The following is a 22,113-nucleotide window of genomic DNA, read 5'->3' as shown; positions in this document are numbered from 1 at the left end:
CATGCTGCCGTTCTGGATCGCCCTGCAGTTCCTGAGCAGCCTGCCGATTCGTCTGCCGGGCATGCCGCAACCGCAGGAACTGGGGCGCTCACTGCTGTTTTATCCGCTGGTGGGCCTGTTGTTCGGCCTGCTGTTGTGGGGCCTGAACCTCGCGTTGGCGGGCGCGCCGTTGTTGCTGCATGCCGCGTTGTTACTGACGGCCTGGGTGTTGCTCAGCGGCGGCTTGCACCTGGACGGGCTGGCGGACAGCGCGGACGCCTGGCTCGGTGGGTTTGGCGATCGCGAACGCACCCTGACCATCATGAAGGACCCGCGCAGCGGGCCGATCGCCGTGGTCACCCTCGGCCTGGTATTACTGCTCAAGTTCACCGCCCTGGTGGCGCTGATCGAGCAGCACAACGGCGCGGCACTGATCCTCGCGCCACTGATCGGGCGTGCGTCGATGCTCGCGCTGTTTCTCACCACGCGCTATGTGCGTGCCGGAGGATTGGGCCAGGCATTGTCGGATCACTTACCAAGGATTGTCGGCCAGCAGGTGCTGATCCTCAGCGGCCTGGCCTGCCTGCTGATCGGTGGTTTCAGCGGTGGGATCGCGGTCCTGCTCGCGGCGCTGTGTTTTATCGGCTTGCGTCAGTTGATGGTCAGGCGTCTCGGCGGCACCACCGGGGACACCGCTGGCGCCCTGCTGGAGCTGCTGGAAGTGGCGGTTGTGGTCGGATTGGCGCTGTAACACTTGCTTGCATTTCCTTAATCGCGGGTATATACACGTTCCATGCTTGCCTCCCAATGTTTATGCACCAACCTGCGACGTGCCGCCCGTGGCGTCAGCAGGCATTACGACGGCGCTCTCGACGGCTTCGGGATCAACGTCGCCCAGTATTCTCTGCTGTGCAATTTGCAGCGTCTCGATCAACCGAGCATTTCCAGCCTGGCCGACGCCATGGGCCTGGATCGCAGTACCTTGGGGCGCAACCTGCGCGTGCTGGAAGGCGAAGGCCTGGTGCGGTTGGTCGAAGGCGACGATCTGCGCAACCGCCTGGTGCTGTTGACCGAAGCCGGTGCAGAACGACTGGCCGCAGCGTTGCCAGCGTGGGAAGCGGCGCAGCAGAAATTGATTGATCGGCTGGGCGCGGAAAAACGCGAAACCCTGTTGGCCTTGCTGGATGAACTTGCCTGAGCGCGGGTTTGTTCGACTATAAGCGGGTATATACCCGTAAATGGAGAATAAGAAATGACTTCGATGTGGCGCACCAGTGGCTGGATTCTTGTGGGAAGTGCGCTGATCCTGGCGTTGTCGCTGGGTGTACGGCATGGCTTCGGTCTGTTCCTGGCACCGATGAGCGCCGAATTCGGCTGGGGCCGTGAGACGTTTGCCTTCGCTATCGCCCTGCAGAACCTGATCTGGGGCTTGGCGCAGCCGTTCACCGGCGCCCTGGCCGACCGTTTTGGGGCGAGCAAGGCCGTGCTGGTTGGCGGGGTGTTGTACGCCGTCGGCCTGGTATTGATGGGCATGTCCGACTCGGCCTGGTCACTGTCGTTGAGCGCCGGTTTGTTGATTGGTATCGGCCTGTCCGGCACTTCATTCTCGGTGATCCTGGGCGTGGTCGGCCGTGCGGTGCCGCCGGAAAAACGCAGCATCGCCATGGGCATTGCCAGCGCCGCCGGTTCTTTCGGCCAGTTCGCCATGGTGCCGGGCACCCTGGGTTTGATCAGTTGGCTGGGCTGGTCGGCGGCGCTGCTGGCGTTGGGCTTGATGGTGGCGCTGATTCTGCCGCTGGTGAGCATGCTCAAGGATCGGCCGCTGCCCGTCATGGCCGGCCAGCAAACCTTGCGTGAAGCACTGAAGGAAGCCTGTTCTCACTCCGGGTTCTGGTTGCTGGCGTTCGGTTTTTTCGTCTGCGGTTTCCAAGTGGTGTTTATCGGCGTGCATCTGCCGGCCTACCTGGTCGATCAGCATTTGCCGGCGACTACCGGCACCACCGTATTGGCCTTGATTGGCCTGTTTAACATCGCCGGCACCTACACCGCCGGCTGGCTCGGCGGGCGCATGTCCAAGCCGCGCCTGCTGACCGCTTTGTATCTGTTGCGCGCGGTGGTGATCGTGCTGTTCCTGTGGGCGCCGGTGACTGAAGTCACGGCCTACCTGTTCGGTATGGCGATGGGCTTCCTGTGGCTGTCCACCGTGCCGCTGACCAACGGCACGGTCGCCACGCTGTTTGGTGTGCGAAACCTCTCGATGCTCGGTGGGATCGTGTTCCTGTTCCATCAGCTCGGTTCGTTCCTCGGTGGCTGGTTGGGCGGGGTGGTCTATGATCGAACCGGCAACTACGATTTGATCTGGCAAGTGGCGATTCTCTTGAGCCTGCTCGCCGCCGCCCTGAACTGGCCGGTGCGCGAGCGGCCGGTGGCGCGGTTGCAGACGCAGATGGAGGCGGCATGAGTTCCAATGGGTATTGGTTCGTTGGGGCAGCGGCGGCAACGCTGCTGCTGCTTCTGGCATGGTGGGGCTGGCAGCGCGGTGGGCTGGCGTTGATGCAACTGGGTATGTCGATCTGTTAAGTTCGTGGTCTGACTATTTTGAAGGACACACGACATGCAGATGCGCTGGCTTGCAGTACCCGTCCTGATGGCTGCTTTTAGCGGTGCGGCGATGGCCGCCGGTTGCCCGCCGTTGCTGGAGGGGCAGTTGCCCAAGTTGCGCGCCAAGGAATCCATCGACCTGTGCCAACGCTTTGCCGGCAAGCCTTTGGTGATCGTCAATACCGCCAGCTTCTGCGGCTTTGCGCCGCAATTCAAAGGCCTTGAGGCTCTGTACCAGCGCTATAAGGACCAGGGGCTGGAAGTGATTGGTGTGCCGTCCGATGACTTCAAGCAGGAAGCCAAGACCGGCGAGGAAACCGCCAAGGTCTGCTACGTGAATTATGGCGTCACCTTCACCATGACCGAGCCGCAGGCGGTCAAGGGGCCGGACGCAGTGCATCTGTTCAAGGTGCTGGCGCAGCAGAGCAGCGCGCCAAAGTGGAATTTCTACAAGTACGTGGTGGATCGCCAGGGCAAGGTGATCGCCAATTTTTCCAGCCTGACCAAGCCGGACAGCCCGGACTTGCTCAAGGCGGTAGAGGCAGCGTTGGCGTCGAAACCCTGATCGTTACCCATTGAAAAGCCCCGCCTCCTTTGCCGGAGAGCGGGGCTTTTTATGCGCGAGCAGGTCAGAACTTGTAAGTCACGCCCAGGCCGAAACCGTTGGCGCTGTTTTCGTATTTGGAGCTGTAGGAACCCAGCGCGTTGGATTTGTTGACTTTGACCGGCTCTTCCTTGAGGTAGGAGTAAGCCAGGTCAACGGTCATGTTATCCATCACTGCGTAACCCATACCAACACTGAAGATGGTCCGGTCACCGGTAGGAATGCGCGGCGAACGATCGGTGTTGTTGGTTGGCGACTGGTCGAAGGACAGGCCGGTACGCAGTACCACCTGCTTGGTGAGCTGATACGAGGTACCCAAGGCGTAAGCCCAGGTGTCGTGCCAGTTCTGCGGTTCAGTGATAGTGCCGACAAGCGCAGGTGCCAGTGCGCCTCCGTTAGTCGCTGTCACACCTTCGTTTTTGATGGTGATGTCTTTCAAGCGACTCCAACGAGTCCAGGTCGCACCCGCATACAGTTTCCAGGCGTCGCTGAGGTCTTGAGTGACCGACAGGTCCCAGGATTCAGGCGTGTCGACTTTCAATGAGGCGTCGTAGCGGTTATTGGCCAGCACTCCCGATGGAACCGTGGACGCTTTGGTGACGTCGGTGTGGCCTTCGAGTTTGTACTTCACTGCCGAGTGGTAGGTCAGGCCGACGCGAGTGGTATCGGTGGCTTGAACCAGGATACCGGCGTTAAAGCCCAGGGCGGTGTCGTCGCCTTTGACTTTGACTTTGTTGTCGCCTGGCATCCCCAGGCCAGCCAGGCTCGGCCGCGATTCCAGGGTGCCGTCGATACGGTTGATGGTCGGACCAAAACCGATGGAAACGCGATCATTGAACGCGTAGCTGACAGTCGGTTGGAAGGTGATGACCGATACTTCGCTCTTGTTGCCAAACCCGCGACCCTGGAAACCACTTTCGTAGTCGGTTTTCAGGCCGAACGGTGCATAAACACCGAAGCCGATAGACCATTGATCGTTGAGTTTGTTGGTGTAGAAGCCGAAAGGCACGCCAGTGAAAGGCACCATGTCGCCTTTGTTAGTCCCGCTGGAACGGCCGCCGGCATCTTTGATATCGGTGGAGGCATCGATCACCGCGAAACCGCCGGTAATTTGTTGGCCTTCCAGGCGAGCCATACCGGCTGGGTTACCGTAGACAGTGCTTGCGTTTTCGGCAGTAGAAGAGCGTCCTGCGAAGCCCGTACCCATCCCGGCGACGTCTTGTTCGTTAAGGGCAAAGCCACTTGCGAAGACGTAGGAAGAGGCCATGGCAACGGCGAGGCTAAGTGTGGTCTTGAGCATTACTTTTTTCATTATTAGAACTCCGTGTGATCACCGCAGCGGAAAGTATCAACAAATTACATATCGCGCTATAGGCTGTAACACAGGAGATAGAGCTGTTTTGTAGGACAATCCTACCAAAATCGCCGCATTTTGCCGGATTTTGTAAATTGCCCGATCAGCAGGTCACCTGATTCATGGATGAAACACAGGTTTTCCAGGCGTGGGTGAAATCGCGAAGACGGCCTTGAGGGTGAAATATTTCTTTCCAGATACGCGCCATGGCCAATATGTCACCCGGTTCGGGCAAGGCGGGGCGCTGTTGTTCCACCAGTAACCAGGCGATGGCGGTGGCATAACGCAGGTTGACGGTCAGCTCAAGCTGGGGCGCGCCAAGGAAGGCGTGCTGGCTGGCCAGGCCGCGTACCAGGCTGGCGCGTTCGGGGTCCAGCGCCAGGTAGGTGTCCCATAGGGCGCGGTGACGCTGGTCGGAGATGCTGTAGAGGCCGTGGCCGCGACGGTCGTGCAAGGCGGAGCCAAGTTCCGACTGGCTGGCGGCAATACCCAGCAGCAGGGATTCAGCGGTCTGGTCGTGGCGCCCGAGGTAAACAAGCGTCGGCCTGATCACATAACGACACAATTCGCTGGCAGCGATACCCATACTCGCCTCTGTCCGTGAAAGTGGTCGACGAAGCCTGAGCGGGTGGGGGCTTGGCAGCGGTGGATCGGATCTCAGGCCCGTCGGAAGCGGATCATGCCGCTTGAGTTGAAGTGTAGTGTCATATTCGTGGTGTAAAGGACTGTTTTAAAAACATCTTCTTTATTCAGTTATAACGTTTATATCTATTCGTGCTGAGTGCAAATATTCAAAACCTGAATGCCGGGCAATAAAAAACCCTGCTTGTTAAACAGGGTTTTTGGGTTTCAGCGACTTCGGTCGATCAGGCAATCAGTGCCTGACGGGTACGCTCGATCACGGCCTGCAGCGGCTCTGCGCTGGAGTATTGATCGGGGTACAGGCGTTCGCTGTGACGAGCGATGCCGTGTTCGTTGACCAGGGTGAAGCTGAAGCAGCCTTTGCGAGCGGCCATGATCAGGCAGTTCATTGGTGCAAAAGCGTTGGTGAGGGCGCGAATGGCGTCCTGAGTATGGATTTGAGTGGACATATTATGGGTGTTCCTACAAATGACACGGTTAAGAACCGCGCAACGTTAAAACGTTCCAGTGACGTCGATCACTATTGATCGAACGAAGAACCCGACTGGAACAAAGCAGCCAGTTTGAAGCGCTAATAGTTTAGGCGCGCTTGGGCTGGCAGGTAGGTACTTAGGAGGGCAGGCAACACAACAGGGGCTAAGGTTCTGGGCCCGGGGTGAAGATCCTGATCAATTGGCAGGTTGGTTCGGTCAGAGTATTGAGACTTCGCGATACCCTTTGCTTGTTCAAAGGCTGTGTCGTCGCAAGTGATACCTGGAAACCATCAAGGTGGTCGATCCCGTGTTGTTCAGGGGAGTTGTTCGACCAGAATTGACTTTCAGCTTGGTACTAACGCCGCGGATAGTAACGGATCGAAGTGGGGAATGGAAGCGTATCGGTAAAAAAACTTCAGTCAGCCCTCCAGCACCCCGTGATACACCAGCACCGTGACCGCTGCCGCCAGCGAGCAGCCCAGCGCATACGCGGCCAGGGTCAGGCGCAGGGACTGGCCGGTCTCGATCATTTTCATGACGTCGCCCATGTCATTGATCCGGCCTTCGCCCAACTCGATGCACAGGCTGGCGGCGGTGAACGCGGCGGAGAGCAGGATCGCGATCGCAAACAATGCGCCGTCCGGCGAAGGCAGAGCGGCGTTGATTCCCAGGGAGGTCGCGCAAATGGCCAGCAGCAACACGGTGAATAACAGAATTCCTTTCATCGACCCGTACATGGTTGCGTTGTAGGTGCGGCAGTGTGGCGACCCGCATTGAATTTGAAAAGTCCCTGCCTGGTCGTGCCGGTAACATGTTCAAGCCGTGTCGGATCAAAAAACCTTGGCGATATAACCGGAGCAAAGGGACTTGTACACATTGTTCACGGTATGTGTCACCGTTCTGTCAAGTGTTTCCATAGGGCCCCATTTGCCTGTAATGAAAATTTAAGTCAATGAAAAATATCGCTTTTTTTTATTGGTGAAAAAATCGTCAGTTTGACTGCGGCCCCCATTCCATGGGGCTTTGCGCGAGTTAAAGGTGGGTTGTCCACTGAGTTATCCACAGCTTCTGTGGATTGTCCCGAGCGCTTGCTCTAGCACGGGCGTGCAGGGTTTTTTCGGCTTTACCTGTACGAAAAAAAGAGTAGAGTGGCGCGCCTTCCGTTCTGTCCCGCAGTGCTTTATGAAGTTTCGCTCAGTATCATCTTCTGTTACCGACACCCCTCCGGTTGTTACCCCACCCAAACGTTTCTCCTTGAAAGTGGCCTTGTGGTTGCTCGACAGCCCGCGTCTTGGTCACAGCACCAACATCAAACATTTTGCCGGGCGCTTGCTCAAACAGCCGGCCCGTGATGGCGTGGTCGCAGCGCAAAGCCGACTCGGCCAATTGATGTGCCGCGAATGCGACAATGCCCGCGACCGCCGCATCGGCCACGACCTGCTGCGCCTGGCTGCCCGTGCCGGTGACCGCCGCGCCCAGCGTGAATTGGGCCAGGTCGAAGACTGAGCTGTCCTCAATCCCCTTGCTTGGTTAACCTTGCTCTTTTTCGGTGATGGCAGACATGGCTATGGCTTTTGACTGGACCAGTATTGCCCTGGGACTTGCTGGCGCGGCAGTGCCGTTATTGGCCGTGTGCTGGCAGCTCCAGCGCCGTCTGGCTGCGCGCATGGCCGGCTGGGAATTGCTTGAAGAGCGCCTGACCACCGCGCAACTGGCCCAGGAAGGGTTGGCGGCCCAACTGGACGCCAGCCGTGACGAAATCAGCGACCTCAGCCAGGCCAACGCCGCCAAGCAGGCAGACCTGGCCGCCGTGCGCCGCGAAGTCGAATTGCTGCAGATCGATCGCGACAATGCCCGCGACGCCGCCCACGCCTGGAACCTCGACCGCAGCGCCAAGGAAGCCGAACTGCGTCGCCTCGACGCGTTATCGGCGGCCTTGCGTGCGGAGCTGCGCGAGCAACAGGACAGCCATCAGCAACGCCTCGCCGACCTGCAGGGCTCGCGGGACGAATTGCGGGCGCAGTTCGCCGAACTGGCCGGGAAGATTTTCGACGAGCGCGAACAGCGCTTCGCCGAAACCAGTCAGGAGCGCCTCGGACAGTTGCTCGATCCCTTGAAAGAACGCATCCAGTCCTTCGAAAAGCGTGTCGAAGAAAGCTATCAGAATGAAGCCCGTGAACGCTTTTCCCTGGGCAAGGAGCTTGAACGCCTGCAGCAACTGAACCTGCGTCTGTCGGACGAAGCCACGAATTTGACCCGTGCGCTGAAAGGCCAGAAGACCCAGGGCAACTGGGGTGAACTGATCCTTGAGCGCGTGCTGGAACACGCCGGCCTGGAGAAGGGTCGCGAGTACCAGACCCAGGTCAGCCTGAAAGGTCCGGACGGTGAGCGCTTCCAGCCGGACGTGCTGATCATGTTGCCCGGTGACAAGCAGGTGGTGGTGGACTCCAAGGTCAGCCTGACGGCCTATCAGCAGTACGTGGCGGCGGACGACGAGGTGATCGGCCAGGCGGCGCTCAAACAGCATGTGCTGTCCCTGCGCAATCACGTCAAAGGTTTGGCCGGTAAGGACTACAAACGCCTGGAGGGCTTGCACAGCCTGGATTTCGTGTTGCTGTTCGTGCCGATTGAAGCCGCTTTTTCGGCGGCCTTGCAGGCTGAGCCCAACCTGTTCCAGGAAGCCTTCGACCGTCATATCGTCATCGTCAGCCCCACCACCTTGCTCGCCACCCTGCGGGTCATCGACAGCCTGTGGAAGCAGGAACGCCAGAGCCAGAACGCCCGGGAAATCGCGGAGCGCGCCGGCTGGCTGTACGACAAGTTCGTGCTGTTTATCCAGGACCTGGATGAAGTGGGCAACCGTCTGCAGCAGTTGGATAAGGCTTACAGCGCAGCGCGGAATAAGCTGACAGATGGTCGCGGTAATCTGGTCAGCCGCACCGAACAGTTAAGGTTGCTCGGCGCCCGCGCCAGCAAAAGCTTGCCCGCCGACCTGTTGGAGCGGGCAATGACCGACTCCGACGGGGTGGCGCACCTGCCCGAATAGGTGGCTGATCAAAGGGGCAGATGCCGGCTGAGCAAGGCGCGCAACGCCGCCGGCTTCACCGGTTTGGCCAGATAATCCAGCCCCGCCGCATGCACTTGCGCCACCATCTCCGGACGACCGTCGGCGCTGATGACCACGCCGGGAATCGGCTCCGCCAACTGTGTGCGTAGCCAGCCCATCAACTCCGTGCCGGTTTCTCCGTGGTCCAGGTGGTAATCCACCAGCGCCAGTTGTGGGCGCACGCCGTCGGCCAGCAGCGCCGCGCATTGTGCCTGGTCGGTGGCGGTCCATACTTCGCAGCCCCAGCGCGTCAGCAGGCTGCGCATGCCTATCAGGATGCTTTCTTCGTTATCCACACACAGCACCCGCGCGCCGCTCAGGGGCAGACCGGTTTCCTGCGCGGTCTTGACCGGTGTGCTGGTCTGGTTGCGAGCCAGCGGCACGCGCACGCTGAATACGCTGCCCTTGCCCGGCCATGAGCGCACGCTCAGGCGATGGTCCAATACGCGACACAGGCCATCGGCAATCGCCAGGCCCAGGCCGAGGCCCTTTTCGGCGCGGGTCTGGTGGCTGTCCAGGCGTTTGAACTCCTCGAAAATCACCTTCTGTTTATCCTGCGGAATGCCGGGGCCGCGATCCCAGACTTCCAGGCTCAACTCGCCCTGGTGTCGGCGTACACCCAGCAGAACTGGACCGTCGGCATAGCGGAAAGCATTCGTCAGAAAGTTCTGCAAAATCCGGCGCAGCAACTTGATGTCACTGTCCACGCGCAAATGACTGCCGCGCAAGCGGAAGCGCAGGCCTTGTTCCTGGGCGAGCGCCTTGAATTCGGCGCCGAGGGTGTCGAACAGTTCGTTGAGCACGAACGGCTGGCGTTGCGGGTTGATCTTGCCGTTTTCCAGGCGCGAGATGTCCAGCAGGTCGCTGATCAGGTCTTCGGCGGAACGTAGCGAGCTGTCGAGGTGTTGCACCAGTTGCCGGGCTTCGTTCGACAGGCCGTCGTTCTGGTGGGAGAGGGCTGCGGAGAACAGGCGTGCGGCGTTCAGCGGTTGCATCAGGTCATGGCTGACCGCTGCGAGAAAGCGCGTCTTCGATTGGTTCGCGGACTCGGCCACGCCCTTGGCATCGGTGAGCGCCACGTTGAGCTGCGACAGCTCGTGTGTCCGCTCGGTGACCCGTCGTTCCAAGCCCTCGTTCGCCTCGGTCAGTGCGTGTTCGGCCTCGCGGAACGCGGTGATGTCGGTGAAGCTCATGACGAAACCGCCGCCGGGCATCGGGTTGCCGATCAGTTCAATCACCCGTCCATTCGGGAACAGGCGTTCGGAGGTGTGCGCGCGGCCTTGGCGCATCCAGTGCAGGCGTCGCGCCACATGCACTTCGGCCTCACCCGGTCCGCACAAGCCGCGCTCGGCGTTATAGCGAATGATGTCGGCAATCGGCCGGCCGACGCTGATCAATCCCTCGGGGTAGTTGAACAGCTCCAGGTAACGGCGGTTCCACGCCACCAGCTTGAGGGACTGATCCACCACGCTGATGCCCTGGGTGATGTTTTCGATGGCGCCTTGCAGCAGGGCCCGATTGAATTGCAGCACTTCGGAGGCTTCGTCGGCGATCCGTACTACGTCCTCCAGCAGCATGTCCCGACCTTCAATCGCGGCCTTTACGACTGCGCGAGTCGAAGAGGCGCCGAGTACACCCGCCAGCAGGCGTTCGGTATGCGCGATCCAATCGTTATCGGCATTCTGGTTGGGGTTGAAGCCTTTGCCCTGGCGATAGGCGAAGCGGATAAAACTCTGCTGCGCGCGTTCTTCGCCGACAAAGCGCGCCGCCAGGCTCAGCAGGTCGCTGATCTGGACCGACAACATGGAGCGAGTGCTGGCGCGCTGGCTGGTTTCCTGGCCGATGAAGCGCCCGGCCTGCCAGTGTTCGGACACCCGGGTACGCGAAAGCATCGAGACCCAGACGAACAGTGTGAAGTTGCCCGCCAGGGAGAACACGGTGCCCAGGGTCAGCGACGTGAGGGGCAAGCCGAGCGGGTGGGAATGCAACCAGGTCAGGCCGGGGAAAAGGCTGAGCGACCAGCCCAGGCTTTTCGCGGTAACCGGTAGGACCAAGGTGTAGAACCACAGGAACGTGCCTGCCGCCAAGCCGGCAAACACGCCGCGTCGATTCGCCTGTTTCCAATACAGCGCGCCGAGCATGGCAGGTGCCAGTTGGGTCACCGCGGCGAAGGCAATCTGGCCGATCGTCGCCAGGCTCGCGCTGGAGCCGAGCAATCGGTAGCTGACATACGCCAGCAGCAGGATGAGCACAATGCTGACGCGGCGTACCGAGAGCATCCAGTGGCGGAACACTTCAAACGGCCGTTCTGCGCTGGAGCGGCGCAACAGCCAAGGCAGCAGCATGTCGTTGGACACCATGGTCGACAACGCGATGCTCGCCACAATCACCATGCCGGTGGCGGCTGACGCGCCGCCAATGAACGCCAGCAGGGCGAGGATCGGATGGGCCTCAGCCAAGGGCAGGCTGATCACGTAGGAATCGGGTAGCACCGAGCCGGGCAAGAGCATTTTGCCGCCGAGGGCGATCGGTACGACAAACAGCGCGGCGAGGATCAAGTACGCAGGGAAAACCCATTTGGCCAGGCGCAAATCCTGGGGGTCGATGTTTTCCACGACGGTGACGTGAAACTGCCGGGGCAGGCAGATGATCGCCATCATCGCGACGCCGGTCTGTACCACCATCGTTGGCCAGTTGACGGTTTCGTTCCAGTATTCCTCCAGGCGTGGTGCCAACATCGCCTGGCTGAACAAGTCGTCGAAACCGTCGTAGAGGCCGTAGGTCACAAACACGCCGACTGCGAGAAACGCGAACAGCTTGACCAGCGACTCGAAGGCAATCGCCAGCACCATGCCGCGGTGGTGTTCGGTGGCATCGAGGTTGCGCGTACCGAAGACAATGGTGAACAGCGCCAGCACCAGCGATACGATCAGCGCCGTGTCCTGGGCGCGGGTGCCGGTGGTATCCGCGCCGGCGCCGATCAGCAGGTTCACCCCGAGTACGATGCCCTTCAGTTGCAGGGCGATGTAAGGCAACACGCCGACCATGCAGATCAGCGCGACCACCACGGCCAACGACTGGGATTTGCCGTAGCGTGCGGCGATAAAGTCAGCGATGGAAGTGATGTTTTCCTGCTTGCTGATCAGAATCATCTTTTGCAGGACCCAGGGGGCGAATACCAGCAACAGCACCGGTCCCAGGTAGATAGGTATAAACGCCCACAGTTGTTCGGCCGCCTGGCCTACGGCGCCGAAGAAGGTCCAACTGGTGCAATAAACGGCCAACGACAGGCTGTACACCCAGGCACGCATGCGCGGCGGCAACGGCGCATGGCGGCGGTCACCGTAAAAGGCGATGGAAAACATAATGGCCATATAGGCCAAGGCAACGGCGGCGATCAGCCCGCTGGACAGCGTCATGGTAACTCCGGACAGAAACACGCCCAGGCATTTCGGGCCCGGTTGGACAGTCTCGCATGATGCCTGGGGATTAGTCAGTGTCGACCAAGGTCTTGTGAGCACTAATGTCGCAGAGCACGGTGTTAAAGAGGCTCAGCGCGGCGGCAGGGTTTTCTGGCGCAGGATGTAGATCGTCACCAGTACCGCGCTGGTCAGCATGAAGCCGCGGGCCCACGGCAGAGGCACCAGGTAGCAGGAAAAACCGATACTCAGCCACATCAGGCCGATGGCGTAGACCTTACCCTTGAGCGGGATGCCATTGCCGTCCAGGTAGTCACGAATCCATGGGCCCAGGCGCGGGTGTTCCACCAGCCAGGCGTAGAAACGCGGGGAGCTGCGCGCGAAGCAGGCGGCGGCAAGAAGCAGGAAGGGGGTGGTGGGCAATACCGGCAGGAAGATGCCGATCACGCCCAGCGTTACGCTCAGCCAGCCGATAGCCAGCAGTGCGTAACGCAGGAGCGGCGAGCGCTTGCCCATGGCGATCACGGGCGTGCGACTCAGTGGTGACGTGGCTTGAGGAGCGCCGGTTTTTCGTCGGGGGCGTTGCACAGCAGGTACAGGGCGGTCAGGGCTTCCGGGATCTGTACGATCATGTCGTCCATCAGATTGGCGTCGGCGGCGATGTCGGAGAACTCCGGCTGGTCGTCGAACAGGCCCGAACCGACCATGATCGGCAGCAGCATTTCGCTGACTTCTTCTTCGGCGGTTTCGAACCAGGCGGCTTCGCGCAGGAACACACCTTCCATGAAGCCGATGCACCAGCCGCGCAGGTCGGAGTCGTCCGGCTCTTCGCCCAGGTCGAGGTCGCACGGCAGCTCGAATTCCTCGTCGGAGGCCAGTTGGCGACCGATGTGGGCCTTGAGGGCGAGCAGGGTGGCTTCGATCTCTTCGCGCTGGGCGGCGTCAGCGTAATGAGGCTCTTCGGCGAACAAGGCGTCGATCCACTCACGGTCCGGCACGATGTCGGAAGAAATCGACAGGGCGGTCAGGTAGCCGTGGGCGGCCACGTAGTCCAGCGCCTCGTCATGCAGCTCATCGGCGTCGAGGAAGGCTTGCAGGCGGGTTAGTTGCTCAGCGAAGGACATTGAAGGACTACCTTGGGAATAAACGATGCTGAATTCTAGGCTTTCTTGAGCGCCCAGGCCAGCCACACTGCATATTTGGCCGGTTTTAGATAGCGGCCGCTGTTCGTCAGCCGCGCCCTTTGCCGGCCGACGCTCGGGTATACTGCCGCGTTTTGTGATGCCCCCTGCAGGCCAGCGCCAACCCGAGAAAACTTCGCTTACGGATTATTTTCCGTAGATACGCGCTTTTTCGGCCAGCCTGTATGGAGGGATTTCGGCGATATTTGGAGTTTTACATGCTCGAGCAGGCTCAACGCGTCCTCAAGGACATCTTCGGCTACGACAGTTTTCGTGGCCGCCAGGGTGCGATCATTGAGCGCGTGGCCAATGGCGGTGATGCCCTCGTCCTGATGCCGACCGGCGGGGGCAAGTCGTTGTGTTTCCAGGTGCCGGCGTTGCTACGTAACGGCCTTGCCGTGGTGGTGTCGCCGTTGATCGCGCTGATGGACGATCAGGTGGCGACCCTTGAGGAGCTCGGCGTTGCTGCCGCCGCATTGAACTCCACGCTCAGCGCCGAACAGCAGCGCGACCTGGCCGCGCGTATCAAGCGCGGCGAAGTGAAAATGCTTTACCTGGCCCCCGAGCGCCTGGTGCAGCCGCGCATGCTGGCCTTCTTGCAGAGCCTGGAAATCGCCCTGTTCGCCATCGATGAAGCGCACTGCGTATCGCAATGGGGGCATGATTTCCGTCGCGAATATTTGCAGTTGGGGCAGTTGGCGGAACTGTTCCCCGACGTCCCGCGTATCGCCCTGACCGCCACCGCCGACAAGCGCACTCGCGAAGAAATCGTCGAGCGCCTGCATTTGCAGAACGCCGAGCGCTTCCTGTCGAGCTTTGACCGGCCGAATATTTTCTATCGCATCGTGCCCAAGGAGCAGCCGCGCAAGCAGTTGCTGGCGTTCCTGTCCGAGCGGCGCAGCGATGCGGGCATCGTCTATTGCCTGTCGCGCAAGAAGGTCGACGAAGTGGCCGCCTTCCTGTGCGAGCAGGGTTATCCGGCGTTGCCCTACCATGCAGGCTTGCCCAACGACTTGCGTGCCTATCATCAGAAGCGCTTCCTCAACGAGGAAGGCCTGATCATGGTGGCAACCATCGCGTTCGGCATGGGCATCGACAAGTCCAACGTGCGCTTCGTGGCCCATATGGATCTGCCCAAATCCCTCGAGGCGTATTACCAGGAAACCGGGCGCGCCGGGCGTGATGGCCTGCCGGCCGATGCGTGGATGGTCTACGGCCTGCAAGACGTGGTGATGCTCAAGCAAATGCTGCAGAACTCCGAAGGTGACGAGCGCCACAAACGCCTGGAACAGCACAAGCTCGACGCCATGCTGTCACTCTGCGAAGAGACGCGTTGCCGCCGCCAGACCTTGCTGGCGTATTTCGACGAAGACATGCCCGAACCCTGCGGCCATTGCGACAACTGTGTCGACGGCGTGCAAACCTGGGATGCCACTGAACCGGCGCGCCAGGGTTTGTCCGCCATCTACCGCACCGGCCAGCGTTATGGCGTCGGCCATCTGGTGGATGTGTTGCTGGGCAAGGACAACGAGAAGGTGCGCAGCTTCGGCCATGAGAAACTCTCGGTCTACGGCGTCGGCAAGGCCCGTGCCGAAGGCGAATGGCGATCGCTGTTCCGCCAGATGGTCGCGCGCGGCCTGGTGGACATCGACATCGAAGGCTACGGCGGCCTGCGCCTGAACGACAGTTGCCGGCCGTTGCTCAAGGGGGAAGTGAGCCTGGAACTGCGCCGCGACCTCAAGCCGCAGACCACTGCCAAGAGCAGTACCAGCCAGGCCAGCCAACTGGTGCGCTTCGAGGAGCGTGAACAGTGGGAAGCCTTGCGTGCCCTGCGGCGCAAGCTGGCGCAGGAACACAGCGTGCCGCCTTACGTTATTTTCCCCGACTCGACCTTGCTGGAGATGTTGCGCGAGCAGCCGACCACCCTGGCCGAAATGGGCCGGGTCAGTGGCGTGGGCGCGCGCAAGCTGGAACGTTATGGCCAGGCCTTCCTCGAAGTGCTCGGCGGCCAGGCCGAAGCGCCGAAGGAAATTGCCGATATTCGCCACGAATTGATCAGCCTGGCGCGGGCCGGCATGACCCCGATCCAGATCGCTGGCCAGTTGCAATGCTCGGAAAAAAACGTCTACACGCTGCTGGCCGAATCCATCGGTAAGCAACAGTTGTCGTTAGAGCAGGCCCTTGATTTGCCAGAAGATTTGCTCGGTGAAATCCAGGATGCCTTCCTGGACGGTGAAGGCGAACTGCCACCAGTTGCGGAGATTGCACCGCTGTTCACGGGGCGGGTTCCCGAGGGTGTTTTGTACTGTGTGCGTGCCGCGTTGCAGTCTGAGTTCGAAATTTAGTGTGCCAATTGCGACGATGAAACGAATCAGTACAGACGAGCGCTTGCCTACTGACATGGCTCATGCTTAGCTGACTAATAATTAGTCATACTTTGTTTTCAGTCTAAACCATGAGTTTTTTATGCCGTTAACCGATCAACACCGTTTTGGCATGCAGTTGGCGCAAATGTCCCGAGGTTGGCGCGCCGAACTGGACCGCCGTTTGGCGGGGCTGGGCTTGTCTCAGGCACGCTGGCTGGTGCTGCTGCACTTGGCGCGTTTCGAAGAAGCGCCGACGCAGCGTGAGCTGGCACAAAGTGTCGGCGTCGAAGGGCCGACACTGGCACGCTTGCTCGACAGCCTGGAAAGCCAAGGGCTGGTGCAGCGCCAGGCGGTGGTGGAAGACCGGCGCGCCAAGCGCATCCTGCTGTGTGACAGCGCCCGACCGTTGATCGAGCAGATTGAAACCATCGCCACTGCATTGCGCCATGAGTTGTTCGTGGGCGTGAATGAAGAGGACCTGCGGGTGTGCATGCGCGTGCATGGGCACATTCTGGCGAATCTGGAAAAGTCCTGACGTCAGGCGCAACAGAGATCGAATAGGTGGGAGTTGGCTTGCCTGCGATAACGGACATTCAGTCAATTGATCTGGCGACTGAAATACCGCCATCGCAAGCCAGCCAGCTCCCATCTTGGTTTTTACGGTCAGCGTTTCAGAAGGTCTGGCCGAGGTTCAGGTACACCGCCTGCTGATTGTCGTCGTTGAACCCGTAGCTGAAATTCAGCGGCCCCAACGGTGTGTCGAAGCCCAGGAAAATACTCGCGGCGTTGATATAACCGCTGTCGAACTCATTGTCGTTGTTCCACGCCCGTCCGCGTTCCAGCGACGCGCCCAGGTACAGCGGGAAATCCAGCGGCAAGTATGAGCGCGGCGTCAGGCGGCGGTAGTACACGGCGCGCATCAAGCTGACGTTCTGCCCCGAGATCGCGTCCTGGCGGAAGCCTGACAGCTGCCGTGCGCCGCCCAGTAGGAAGCTGGATATCACCACGTCCGTATTATCCATGGTGCGTCCGTAACGGCCGCCCAGTACGAGTGTGTCCGGGCCGTGGCTCATGGCCTTGTCCAGCTTGAATTCCCATTGCCGGTAGCGTTGATCGGACCCCAGCCCCGGTTCGAACTCGCGCCAAGCCAGGCCGATGTCTTCGCCGGTGTGGGGGAAGTACACGTTGTCCAGGGAGTCGAAGGAGTACTTCAGTTCGTAGAAGCCTTCGCTGAAGCTCACGCTTGGCAGGTCGCGGTCGCCGATGCGTACATCCGCCTTGCCCCAGGCTTCGCCGACGCCGAAACGCAGCTCGCCACTGTTGCCGATCTGGCGCCCGACGTTCAGGCCGAAACCGTAGCGTTCCAGGCGGTATTCGGAGATGGGGTCGTTGTCCAGAATCAGTTCGACATTCTGCGCCTGGGCCTTGAGGTAAGGGGCGACGAAATAGCGCGAGCCGGTGTCCATCGGTTGGTAGAACTCGCTGTACAGCTCTTGCCGATCGCCGATCTGCACCCGCGTCAGCCATTCCGCGCCGAGGCGGTTGATGCCATTCATGCGGTAGCTGGCGCCGAGGTTGAAGGCGCTGTCGCCACGCATGTCGTCCGACAGGTTCAGGCCCAGGCGCAGGTAGTCGGTGCCGCTGCGTTTGCCGCGTGCGCTGATCACTAGGGTGTTGTCGTGGCCTTTTTTCACCACGCGGTATTGCACCTGTTCAAAGTAATCCAGGCCATACAAGGTGCCCATGTCCACTTGCAGGCGGCTCAGGTTCAGCGGCTCGCCGAGGGTTTGGCGGATGTAGTAGCGGATCACGTCGTCGCTGACTTTCGAGTCGTTCTCCACGCTGATCGCAGTGATGATCGGAGTCCGTTCGCCCGGCGCGCGCGCGGCCACCAGTTCCGGGTCGATCGGCTCGGCGGGACGCAGGTGGGCCAGGCGCACATCGAGGGCGCGGGTGGCGCGGTAGCCGGCGTCGATCATGTCCTTGGCGCGGCCGAAGTCGGTGACGCCGTAGGCGGCCAGAGGCGGCTGGATCAGCACATCCTTGGGGTGCAGGGCCTTGAGTTGTTCTTCGGAATTGCGCCGGGTCATCAGGGTGATGGACTGGTTGAGCACGTCCACCACCGTGGCCAGTTGCTTGCGCGAGCGCAGCGGCGTGCCGATGTCCACCACGATGGCGATGTCGACGCCCATCTCCCGCGCCACGTCCAGCGGGATGTTATCGGTCATGCCGCCGTCCACCAGCAGCCGGCCGTCGAGTTCCACTGGCGCGAACACGGCCGGGATCGACATGCTGGCGCGGATCACCTGGGGCAGGTGGCCTTTGCTGAACACCACTTTTTCGCCAGTGGTGATATCGGTTGCGACGGCGCGAAAGGGGATCGGCAGCTTGTCGAAATTTCGCGTGTTGCTGCTGTGGGCAAACATGCTTTCCAGCAGCAGCGCGAGGTTCTGGCCCTGGATGACGCCCAGCGGCAGGCCGAGGCTGCCATCGTCGCGGAAACTGAGTTTCTGCTTGACCAGGAAGTCCCGGTCATCCTGCTTGCGGCGAAACGGCACGTCCTCCCGGGGTGGCGCATCGGAGAGTGCCTGCTGCCAATCGATACCCAGTGCGAGCTTTTCCAGCTCATCGATCTTGTAGCCCGACGCGTACAACCCGCCGATCACCGCGCCCATGCTGGTGCCGGCAATTGCATCGATATGAATCCCTTGTTCCTCCAGGGCCTTGAGCACGCCGATGTGGGCCAGCCCGCGTGCGGCGCCGCCGGACAGCACCAGGCCGATTTTCGGGCGTGGGGTTTCAACCGCCTCGGCAAGAAGGGGCAGCAGGCACAGCAACAGGCAGGACAACAGGCGGCGCATCATGAATCTCAGGGCTGGACGATAAAGGCCGGTATTATAGCCACCCGACCCTCCCAGCCCGTTACGCCAGGAACCTGTCAAATTATGTCGCCGAACAAACCCGAGATCGTCATCACCTATTGCACCCAGTGCCAGTGGCTGTTGCGCGCCGCATGGTTGGCCCAGGAGCTGTTGAGTACCTTTGCCGACGACCTGGGCAAAGTGGCGCTGGAACCGGCTACCGGCGGCGCTTTTCGCATCACCTGCGACGGTGTGCAGATCTGGGAGCGTAAGGCTGACGGCGGCTTTCCGGAGGCCAAGGTGCTCAAGCAGCGCGTGCGCGACCAGATCGACCCGCAGCGCGACCTGGGGCACAACGATCGCAAGGTGTGAAGGTCACCGCCGCACAGGGGCGGTGACCGGGCGATGCGCCCCTACTTGGCGGCCATCTTGCTCTTGATGAAACCGACGACCCACGTCAGCACCAGGCCGCCGACGCCACCGCCAACGATGTTGCTGCCGACCGTCGCCACATCCATCGCTTCGCCGCCGGATGTGCCCGTCAGCGCCGAGACGAGCTGGCCCAGCACCAGGCCGCCGACACCGCCGAGGAAGGTATTGAGCCCGGTGCCCAGGCTCTGCTTGGTCATCCCCGCCAGATTACCGCCGACGGCACCGCTGATGATCTGAACCAGCAAGCTGATAAGTGTTTCCATGATGCAACTCCTGCATAGCGTTAATGGCGTGACCACTCGCTTGCAGCACCGTTAAACACCCTGGCTGTCGTCGAGAAGTCTTTATCCGTCGACGACGACACACTGTTGCGGATGGGCAGAGTATAGATCAGGCCGTTGCAGCCGGCTGTTTGGCCTGGCTGGCGCTGCCCAGCAGGCCGGAAAGCACGATGGCGACGATGATCAGCGCGCCGCCCAGCAGCATGCGCAAGGTCGGGGTTTCGGCAAACAGCAGCCAGGCGACGGTGATGCCGTAGACCGGTTCCATGGCGAACACCACCGAGGCGGTGCGGGCCTTGATCACCGCGAGGCTGGCGACAAACAGGCTGTGGGCCAGGCCGGTACAGAACACACCGAGCAGGCCGATCCACAGCCAGTCGAGCGCGCGCACATCCGCCAGCCCCGGCGTCGCCACGGGCAGCAGGCACAGCGCGACCACCACGTTCTGGCACAGCGCCGCCTGTACCGCTGGAACCCGCCCGGAGCTGGCGCGGTTATTCAGTGACAGCAGGGAGAACAGCAACCCCGAGGCGATGCCCCAGAGCAGGCCGCCCGTGGCTTGGCTGGCGAGGTTGAAGTCCGGTGTCACCAGCACCAGGCCCACCGTGACCAGGGCCACCAGCAGCACTTCGTTGGCGCGGATGCGCTCGCGGAAGATCAAGCCTTCGAGGATCACGGTAAACGCCGGGAACGCGGTAAACCCCAGGGTGGCGACGGCCACGCCGGCGACCTTGACCGCGATGAAGAACGTGACCCAGTGCGCCGCCAGCAATACACCGCTGATCAGCAGCCGGCGCCAGTCGCGCATCTGCAGCTGTTTCCACGGCGCATTGCTGGCGAACCGCGCAAAGATCGCCAGGGCAATCACCGCAAACGCGGCACGGCCGAACACGATGATGGTCGGCGAGGCGGCCGCGAGTTTGCCGAATACGCCGGTGAGGCCAAACATCAATGCGCCGATATGCAGGGCGCCGAGGGCTGAGCGGGGAGTCATTGGGATCCTTGAACCAACGGGGTGACAGGCGCGCAGTCTAGAGGCTGGGGGCGTGAGTGTCTGTCGCCCGACTGGCGATTTTTAGCGCAGGACTCGCTATTTTGTGGTGCGCCGCAGCGCGCTGGGCGCGGCGCCGAATTCGCGCAGCATCGCTGCGGCAAACGCGCTTTGCGAGGCATAGCCGACGCGCTCGGCAATTTCGCCGATGGGCAACGGCGTTTCCCTTAACAGGCCCAAGGCCTTATGCAGGCGGCGACTGCGGATGAAGTCCATGGGCGTCTGCCCGCACTCGGCGATGAAACGGGCATGCAGGCGCGCTACCGACAGGTCGGCGAGGCGTGCCAGGTCCGCGACTTGCAGAGGGTGGGCGGCGTGCCGTTCGATATGTGCATTGAACGCGGCGTAGGGCAGGCGGCGGCCCGGCACGCTGGGGGGCAGCGGATGATTGAGGCTGGCCAGCAGCAGTACCGCGCCTTGCTGGACGATCAGCGGGTCGTCCACCGGGCTGTGCGCCAGCCATTGCACCAACTGGCTTTGCCGCGAATCCAGGGCCAGACGCGCCGGTTGGTCGAGCAGGCGGCGGCTGGCATCGGCATGCTCGCCCAACGATTGCAGCACCCAGTGTTCGGTGGGCACGTCCAGCACCAGGCATCGGCTGCCATCGCGACTGCCGCAGGTGTGGTGGGCCGAGAAGGGCAACACCATCACGCTGCTCTCGCGGACCTGGCTGCCGCGCCCTTCCACTTCAAGGTCCAGGTGCCCGGACAGGCCGAAGACCAACTGCGCATGGTCATGGCTGTGGGCAATGGGTGCTTCGATGTAGTGGCGTAGCGTGAGGGACGCTCTCATCGCGCTCTCCTGGGCAGCAGGTTGCCAGTCTACAACGCTTCGCCGTCGGCGGGCGCTGTCATCAGACTGACGCACAGCTGTCATGGGCTATTAATCGCCAGGGCGCAAGCTCGCGAAAACACCGTCGAGGGATGCCCATGACCCGTGCCGAATTCGCTACACCCAGCCGCAAGCAACGGGTTCGTACCCTGTGGATTTCCGATGTACATCTGGGCACTCGGGATTGCCAGGCCGAACACTTGGCGCAATTCCTCAAGGGCTACCACGCCGACAAGGTGTACCTGGTGGGCGATATCATTGACGGTTGGAAACTGCGCGGCGGCATGTATTGGCCCCAGGCCCATACCAACGTGATCCGCCGCCTGTTGACCATGGCCAAGCGCGGTACCGAGGTGATCTATGTCACCGGCAACCACGACGAGTTCCTGCGCCGCTACTCCAAGCTGATCCTGGGCAACATCCAGTTGGTGGACGAAGCCATCCATGTCACCGCCGATGGCCGCCATCTCCTGGTGATCCACGGCGACCAGTTCGATGTGATCACGCGCTATCACCGCTGGCTGGCGTTCCTCGGCGACTCGGCCTACGAGTTCACCCTGACGTTGAACCGTTGGTTGAATCACTGGCGTGCGCGGTATGGCTACGGTTACTGGTCGCTGTCGGCGTATCTGAAGCACAAGGTGAAGACGGCGGTGAGCTTTATCAGCGATTTCGAAGAAGCCATCGCCCATGAAGTGACCCGGCGCGAATTGCATGGGGTGGTGTGCGGGCATATTCACCATGCGGAGATTCGCAAGGTGGGCGAGGTGGATTACCTCAACTGCGGGGATTGGGTGGAGTCGTGCTCGGCGTTGATCGAGCACTGGGACGGGCATATCGAGTTGTATCGGTTGGCGGATGCGCAGGCTAAAGAGGCGCAGCTGAAATCGGAGATGGTCGCGGGTTAAGGCCTGGCTCGGCCCAACAAGTGG

At 61.2% G+C, this 22,113-nt stretch carries 22 protein-coding genes; 11 read left to right on the top strand and 11 right to left on the bottom strand.

Annotation, left to right across the window (positions count from 1 at the left end):
- The first annotated feature begins 1 nt into the window (after position 1).
- The 5 genes from PverR02_RS22935 to PverR02_RS22920 all read left to right on the top strand — a co-directional run bounded on the left by PverR02_RS22935 (position 2) and on the right by PverR02_RS22920 (position 3,145).
- Entirely contained in the window at positions 2 to 730 is a 729-nt protein-coding gene (locus PverR02_RS22935) for an adenosylcobinamide-GDP ribazoletransferase (RefSeq protein WP_017845334.1), read from the top strand.
- A gap of 42 nt (positions 731 to 772) precedes the next feature.
- Complete coding sequence (locus PverR02_RS22930) at positions 773 to 1,177, top strand: MarR family winged helix-turn-helix transcriptional regulator (protein WP_017845335.1); 405 nt, start codon at positions 773 to 775, stop codon at positions 1,175 to 1,177.
- Positions 1,178 to 1,240: 63 nt separating this feature from the next.
- Positions 1,241 to 2,440 carry an MFS transporter gene (locus tag PverR02_RS22925; protein WP_162231515.1) on the top strand — a complete coding sequence of 400 codons (1,200 nt, stop codon included), beginning with the start codon at positions 1,241 to 1,243 and terminating at the stop codon, positions 2,438 to 2,440.
- Positions 2,437 to 2,559 (top strand): hypothetical protein, encoded by a 123-nt coding sequence (locus PverR02_RS32915; RefSeq protein ID WP_017845337.1) that lies wholly within the window; start codon positions 2,437 to 2,439, stop codon positions 2,557 to 2,559. Before PverR02_RS22925 ends, PverR02_RS32915 begins: the two co-directional genes overlap by 4 nt.
- Before the next feature lie 34 nt (positions 2,560 to 2,593).
- Positions 2,594 to 3,145, top strand: coding sequence for a glutathione peroxidase (locus PverR02_RS22920; RefSeq protein WP_046488295.1), 552 nt, complete (start codon positions 2,594 to 2,596; stop codon positions 3,143 to 3,145).
- A gap of 64 nt (positions 3,146 to 3,209) precedes the next feature.
- Here the strand turns inward: PverR02_RS22920 and PverR02_RS22915 are convergent, their stop codons facing one another.
- The 4 genes from PverR02_RS22915 to PverR02_RS22895 form a co-directional block, all read right to left on the bottom strand.
- Positions 3,210 to 4,496 carry an OmpP1/FadL family transporter gene (locus PverR02_RS22915; RefSeq protein ID WP_079444467.1) on the bottom strand — a complete coding sequence of 429 codons (1,287 nt, stop codon included), beginning with the start codon at positions 4,494 to 4,496 and terminating at the stop codon, positions 3,210 to 3,212.
- 145 nt (positions 4,497 to 4,641) lie between these two features.
- A complete protein-coding gene (locus tag PverR02_RS22910) occupies positions 4,642 to 5,124 on the bottom strand; it encodes a hypothetical protein (protein ID WP_046382493.1) in 483 nt (160 codons plus the stop codon).
- A 280-nt stretch (positions 5,125 to 5,404) separates the two neighbouring features.
- Positions 5,405 to 5,629 carry a hypothetical protein gene (locus tag PverR02_RS22905; RefSeq protein ID WP_017845341.1) on the bottom strand — a complete coding sequence of 75 codons (225 nt, stop codon included), beginning with the start codon at positions 5,627 to 5,629 and terminating at the stop codon, positions 5,405 to 5,407.
- Between the two features lie 443 nt (positions 5,630 to 6,072).
- Positions 6,073 to 6,378 carry a hypothetical protein gene (locus tag PverR02_RS22895; protein WP_057003853.1) on the bottom strand — a complete coding sequence of 102 codons (306 nt, stop codon included), beginning with the start codon at positions 6,376 to 6,378 and terminating at the stop codon, positions 6,073 to 6,075.
- Positions 6,379 to 6,835: 457 nt separating this feature from the next.
- Here PverR02_RS22895 and PverR02_RS22890 point away from each other — a divergent pair, with 457 nt between their 5' ends.
- Both PverR02_RS22890 and rmuC read left to right on the top strand, forming a co-directional pair.
- Positions 6,836 to 7,159 carry an SEL1-like repeat protein gene (locus PverR02_RS22890; RefSeq protein ID WP_057003854.1) on the top strand — a complete coding sequence of 108 codons (324 nt, stop codon included), beginning with the start codon at positions 6,836 to 6,838 and terminating at the stop codon, positions 7,157 to 7,159.
- 175 nt (positions 7,160 to 7,334) lie between these two features.
- On the top strand, positions 7,335 to 8,699 hold the full coding sequence (rmuC, locus tag PverR02_RS22885) for a DNA recombination protein RmuC (RefSeq protein WP_164887036.1): 1,365 nt from the start codon (positions 7,335 to 7,337) through the stop codon (positions 8,697 to 8,699).
- Between the two features lie 8 nt (positions 8,700 to 8,707).
- Here rmuC and PverR02_RS22880 read toward each other — a convergent pair whose 3' ends face one another.
- The 3 genes from PverR02_RS22880 to PverR02_RS22870 all read right to left on the bottom strand — a co-directional run bounded on the left by PverR02_RS22880 (position 8,708) and on the right by PverR02_RS22870 (position 13,302).
- On the bottom strand, positions 8,708 to 12,178 hold the full coding sequence (locus PverR02_RS22880) for a hybrid sensor histidine kinase/response regulator (RefSeq protein ID WP_079444466.1): 3,471 nt from the start codon (positions 12,176 to 12,178) through the stop codon (positions 8,708 to 8,710).
- Positions 12,179 to 12,310: 132 nt separating this feature from the next.
- Positions 12,311 to 12,694, bottom strand: a complete 384-nt coding sequence (locus PverR02_RS22875; protein WP_079445037.1) for a YbaN family protein — start codon at positions 12,692 to 12,694, stop codon at positions 12,311 to 12,313.
- A 20-nt stretch (positions 12,695 to 12,714) separates the two neighbouring features.
- Positions 12,715 to 13,302 carry a UPF0149 family protein gene (locus PverR02_RS22870; RefSeq protein WP_017845347.1) on the bottom strand — a complete coding sequence of 196 codons (588 nt, stop codon included), beginning with the start codon at positions 13,300 to 13,302 and terminating at the stop codon, positions 12,715 to 12,717.
- Between the two features lie 275 nt (positions 13,303 to 13,577).
- Between PverR02_RS22870 and recQ the strand changes: the two genes are divergently transcribed.
- Positions 13,578 to 15,704: a DNA helicase RecQ gene (recQ, locus tag PverR02_RS22865; RefSeq protein ID WP_017845348.1), complete on the top strand. Its 2,127-nt coding sequence runs from the start codon at positions 13,578 to 13,580 to the stop codon at positions 15,702 to 15,704.
- Between the two features lie 121 nt (positions 15,705 to 15,825).
- Positions 15,826 to 16,260 (top strand): MarR family transcriptional regulator, encoded by a 435-nt coding sequence (locus PverR02_RS22860; protein ID WP_017845349.1) that lies wholly within the window; start codon positions 15,826 to 15,828, stop codon positions 16,258 to 16,260.
- 136 nt (positions 16,261 to 16,396) lie between these two features.
- On the opposite strand, the gene PverR02_RS22855 is transcribed toward PverR02_RS22860, so the two are convergent.
- Positions 16,397 to 18,586 (bottom strand): patatin-like phospholipase family protein, encoded by a 2,190-nt coding sequence (locus PverR02_RS22855; protein ID WP_079444465.1) that lies wholly within the window; start codon positions 18,584 to 18,586, stop codon positions 16,397 to 16,399.
- An 84-nt stretch (positions 18,587 to 18,670) separates the two neighbouring features.
- On the opposite strand from PverR02_RS22855, the gene PverR02_RS22850 reads away from it, so the two are divergent.
- Entirely contained in the window at positions 18,671 to 18,958 is a 288-nt protein-coding gene (locus PverR02_RS22850) for a SelT/SelW/SelH family protein (RefSeq protein ID WP_046382498.1), read from the top strand.
- A gap of 41 nt (positions 18,959 to 18,999) precedes the next feature.
- Here PverR02_RS22850 and PverR02_RS22845 read toward each other — a convergent pair whose 3' ends face one another.
- The 3 genes from PverR02_RS22845 to PverR02_RS22835 all read right to left on the bottom strand — a co-directional run bounded on the left by PverR02_RS22845 (position 19,000) and on the right by PverR02_RS22835 (position 21,142).
- On the bottom strand, positions 19,000 to 19,281 hold the full coding sequence (locus PverR02_RS22845; protein WP_046488286.1) for a hypothetical protein: 282 nt from the start codon (positions 19,279 to 19,281) through the stop codon (positions 19,000 to 19,002).
- Positions 19,282 to 19,408: 127 nt separating this feature from the next.
- Positions 19,409 to 20,293 (bottom strand): DMT family transporter, encoded by an 885-nt coding sequence (locus PverR02_RS22840; protein WP_079444464.1) that lies wholly within the window; start codon positions 20,291 to 20,293, stop codon positions 19,409 to 19,411.
- A 96-nt stretch (positions 20,294 to 20,389) separates the two neighbouring features.
- Positions 20,390 to 21,142 (bottom strand): AraC family transcriptional regulator, encoded by a 753-nt coding sequence (locus PverR02_RS22835; RefSeq protein ID WP_057003857.1) that lies wholly within the window; start codon positions 21,140 to 21,142, stop codon positions 20,390 to 20,392.
- Positions 21,143 to 21,279: 137 nt separating this feature from the next.
- On the opposite strand from PverR02_RS22835, the gene PverR02_RS22830 reads away from it, so the two are divergent.
- Positions 21,280 to 22,089: a UDP-2,3-diacylglucosamine diphosphatase gene (locus PverR02_RS22830; RefSeq protein WP_057003858.1), complete on the top strand. Its 810-nt coding sequence runs from the start codon at positions 21,280 to 21,282 to the stop codon at positions 22,087 to 22,089.
- The last annotated feature ends 24 nt before the right edge of the window (positions 22,090 to 22,113 follow it).

Source organism: Pseudomonas veronii, assembly GCF_002028325.1.
GTDB classification, from domain to species: Bacteria; Pseudomonadota; Gammaproteobacteria; order Pseudomonadales; family Pseudomonadaceae; genus Aquipseudomonas; species Aquipseudomonas veronii.
The sequence above is the reverse complement of the archived record's forward strand: the minus strand, read 5'-3'. Positions and strand labels throughout refer to the sequence as shown.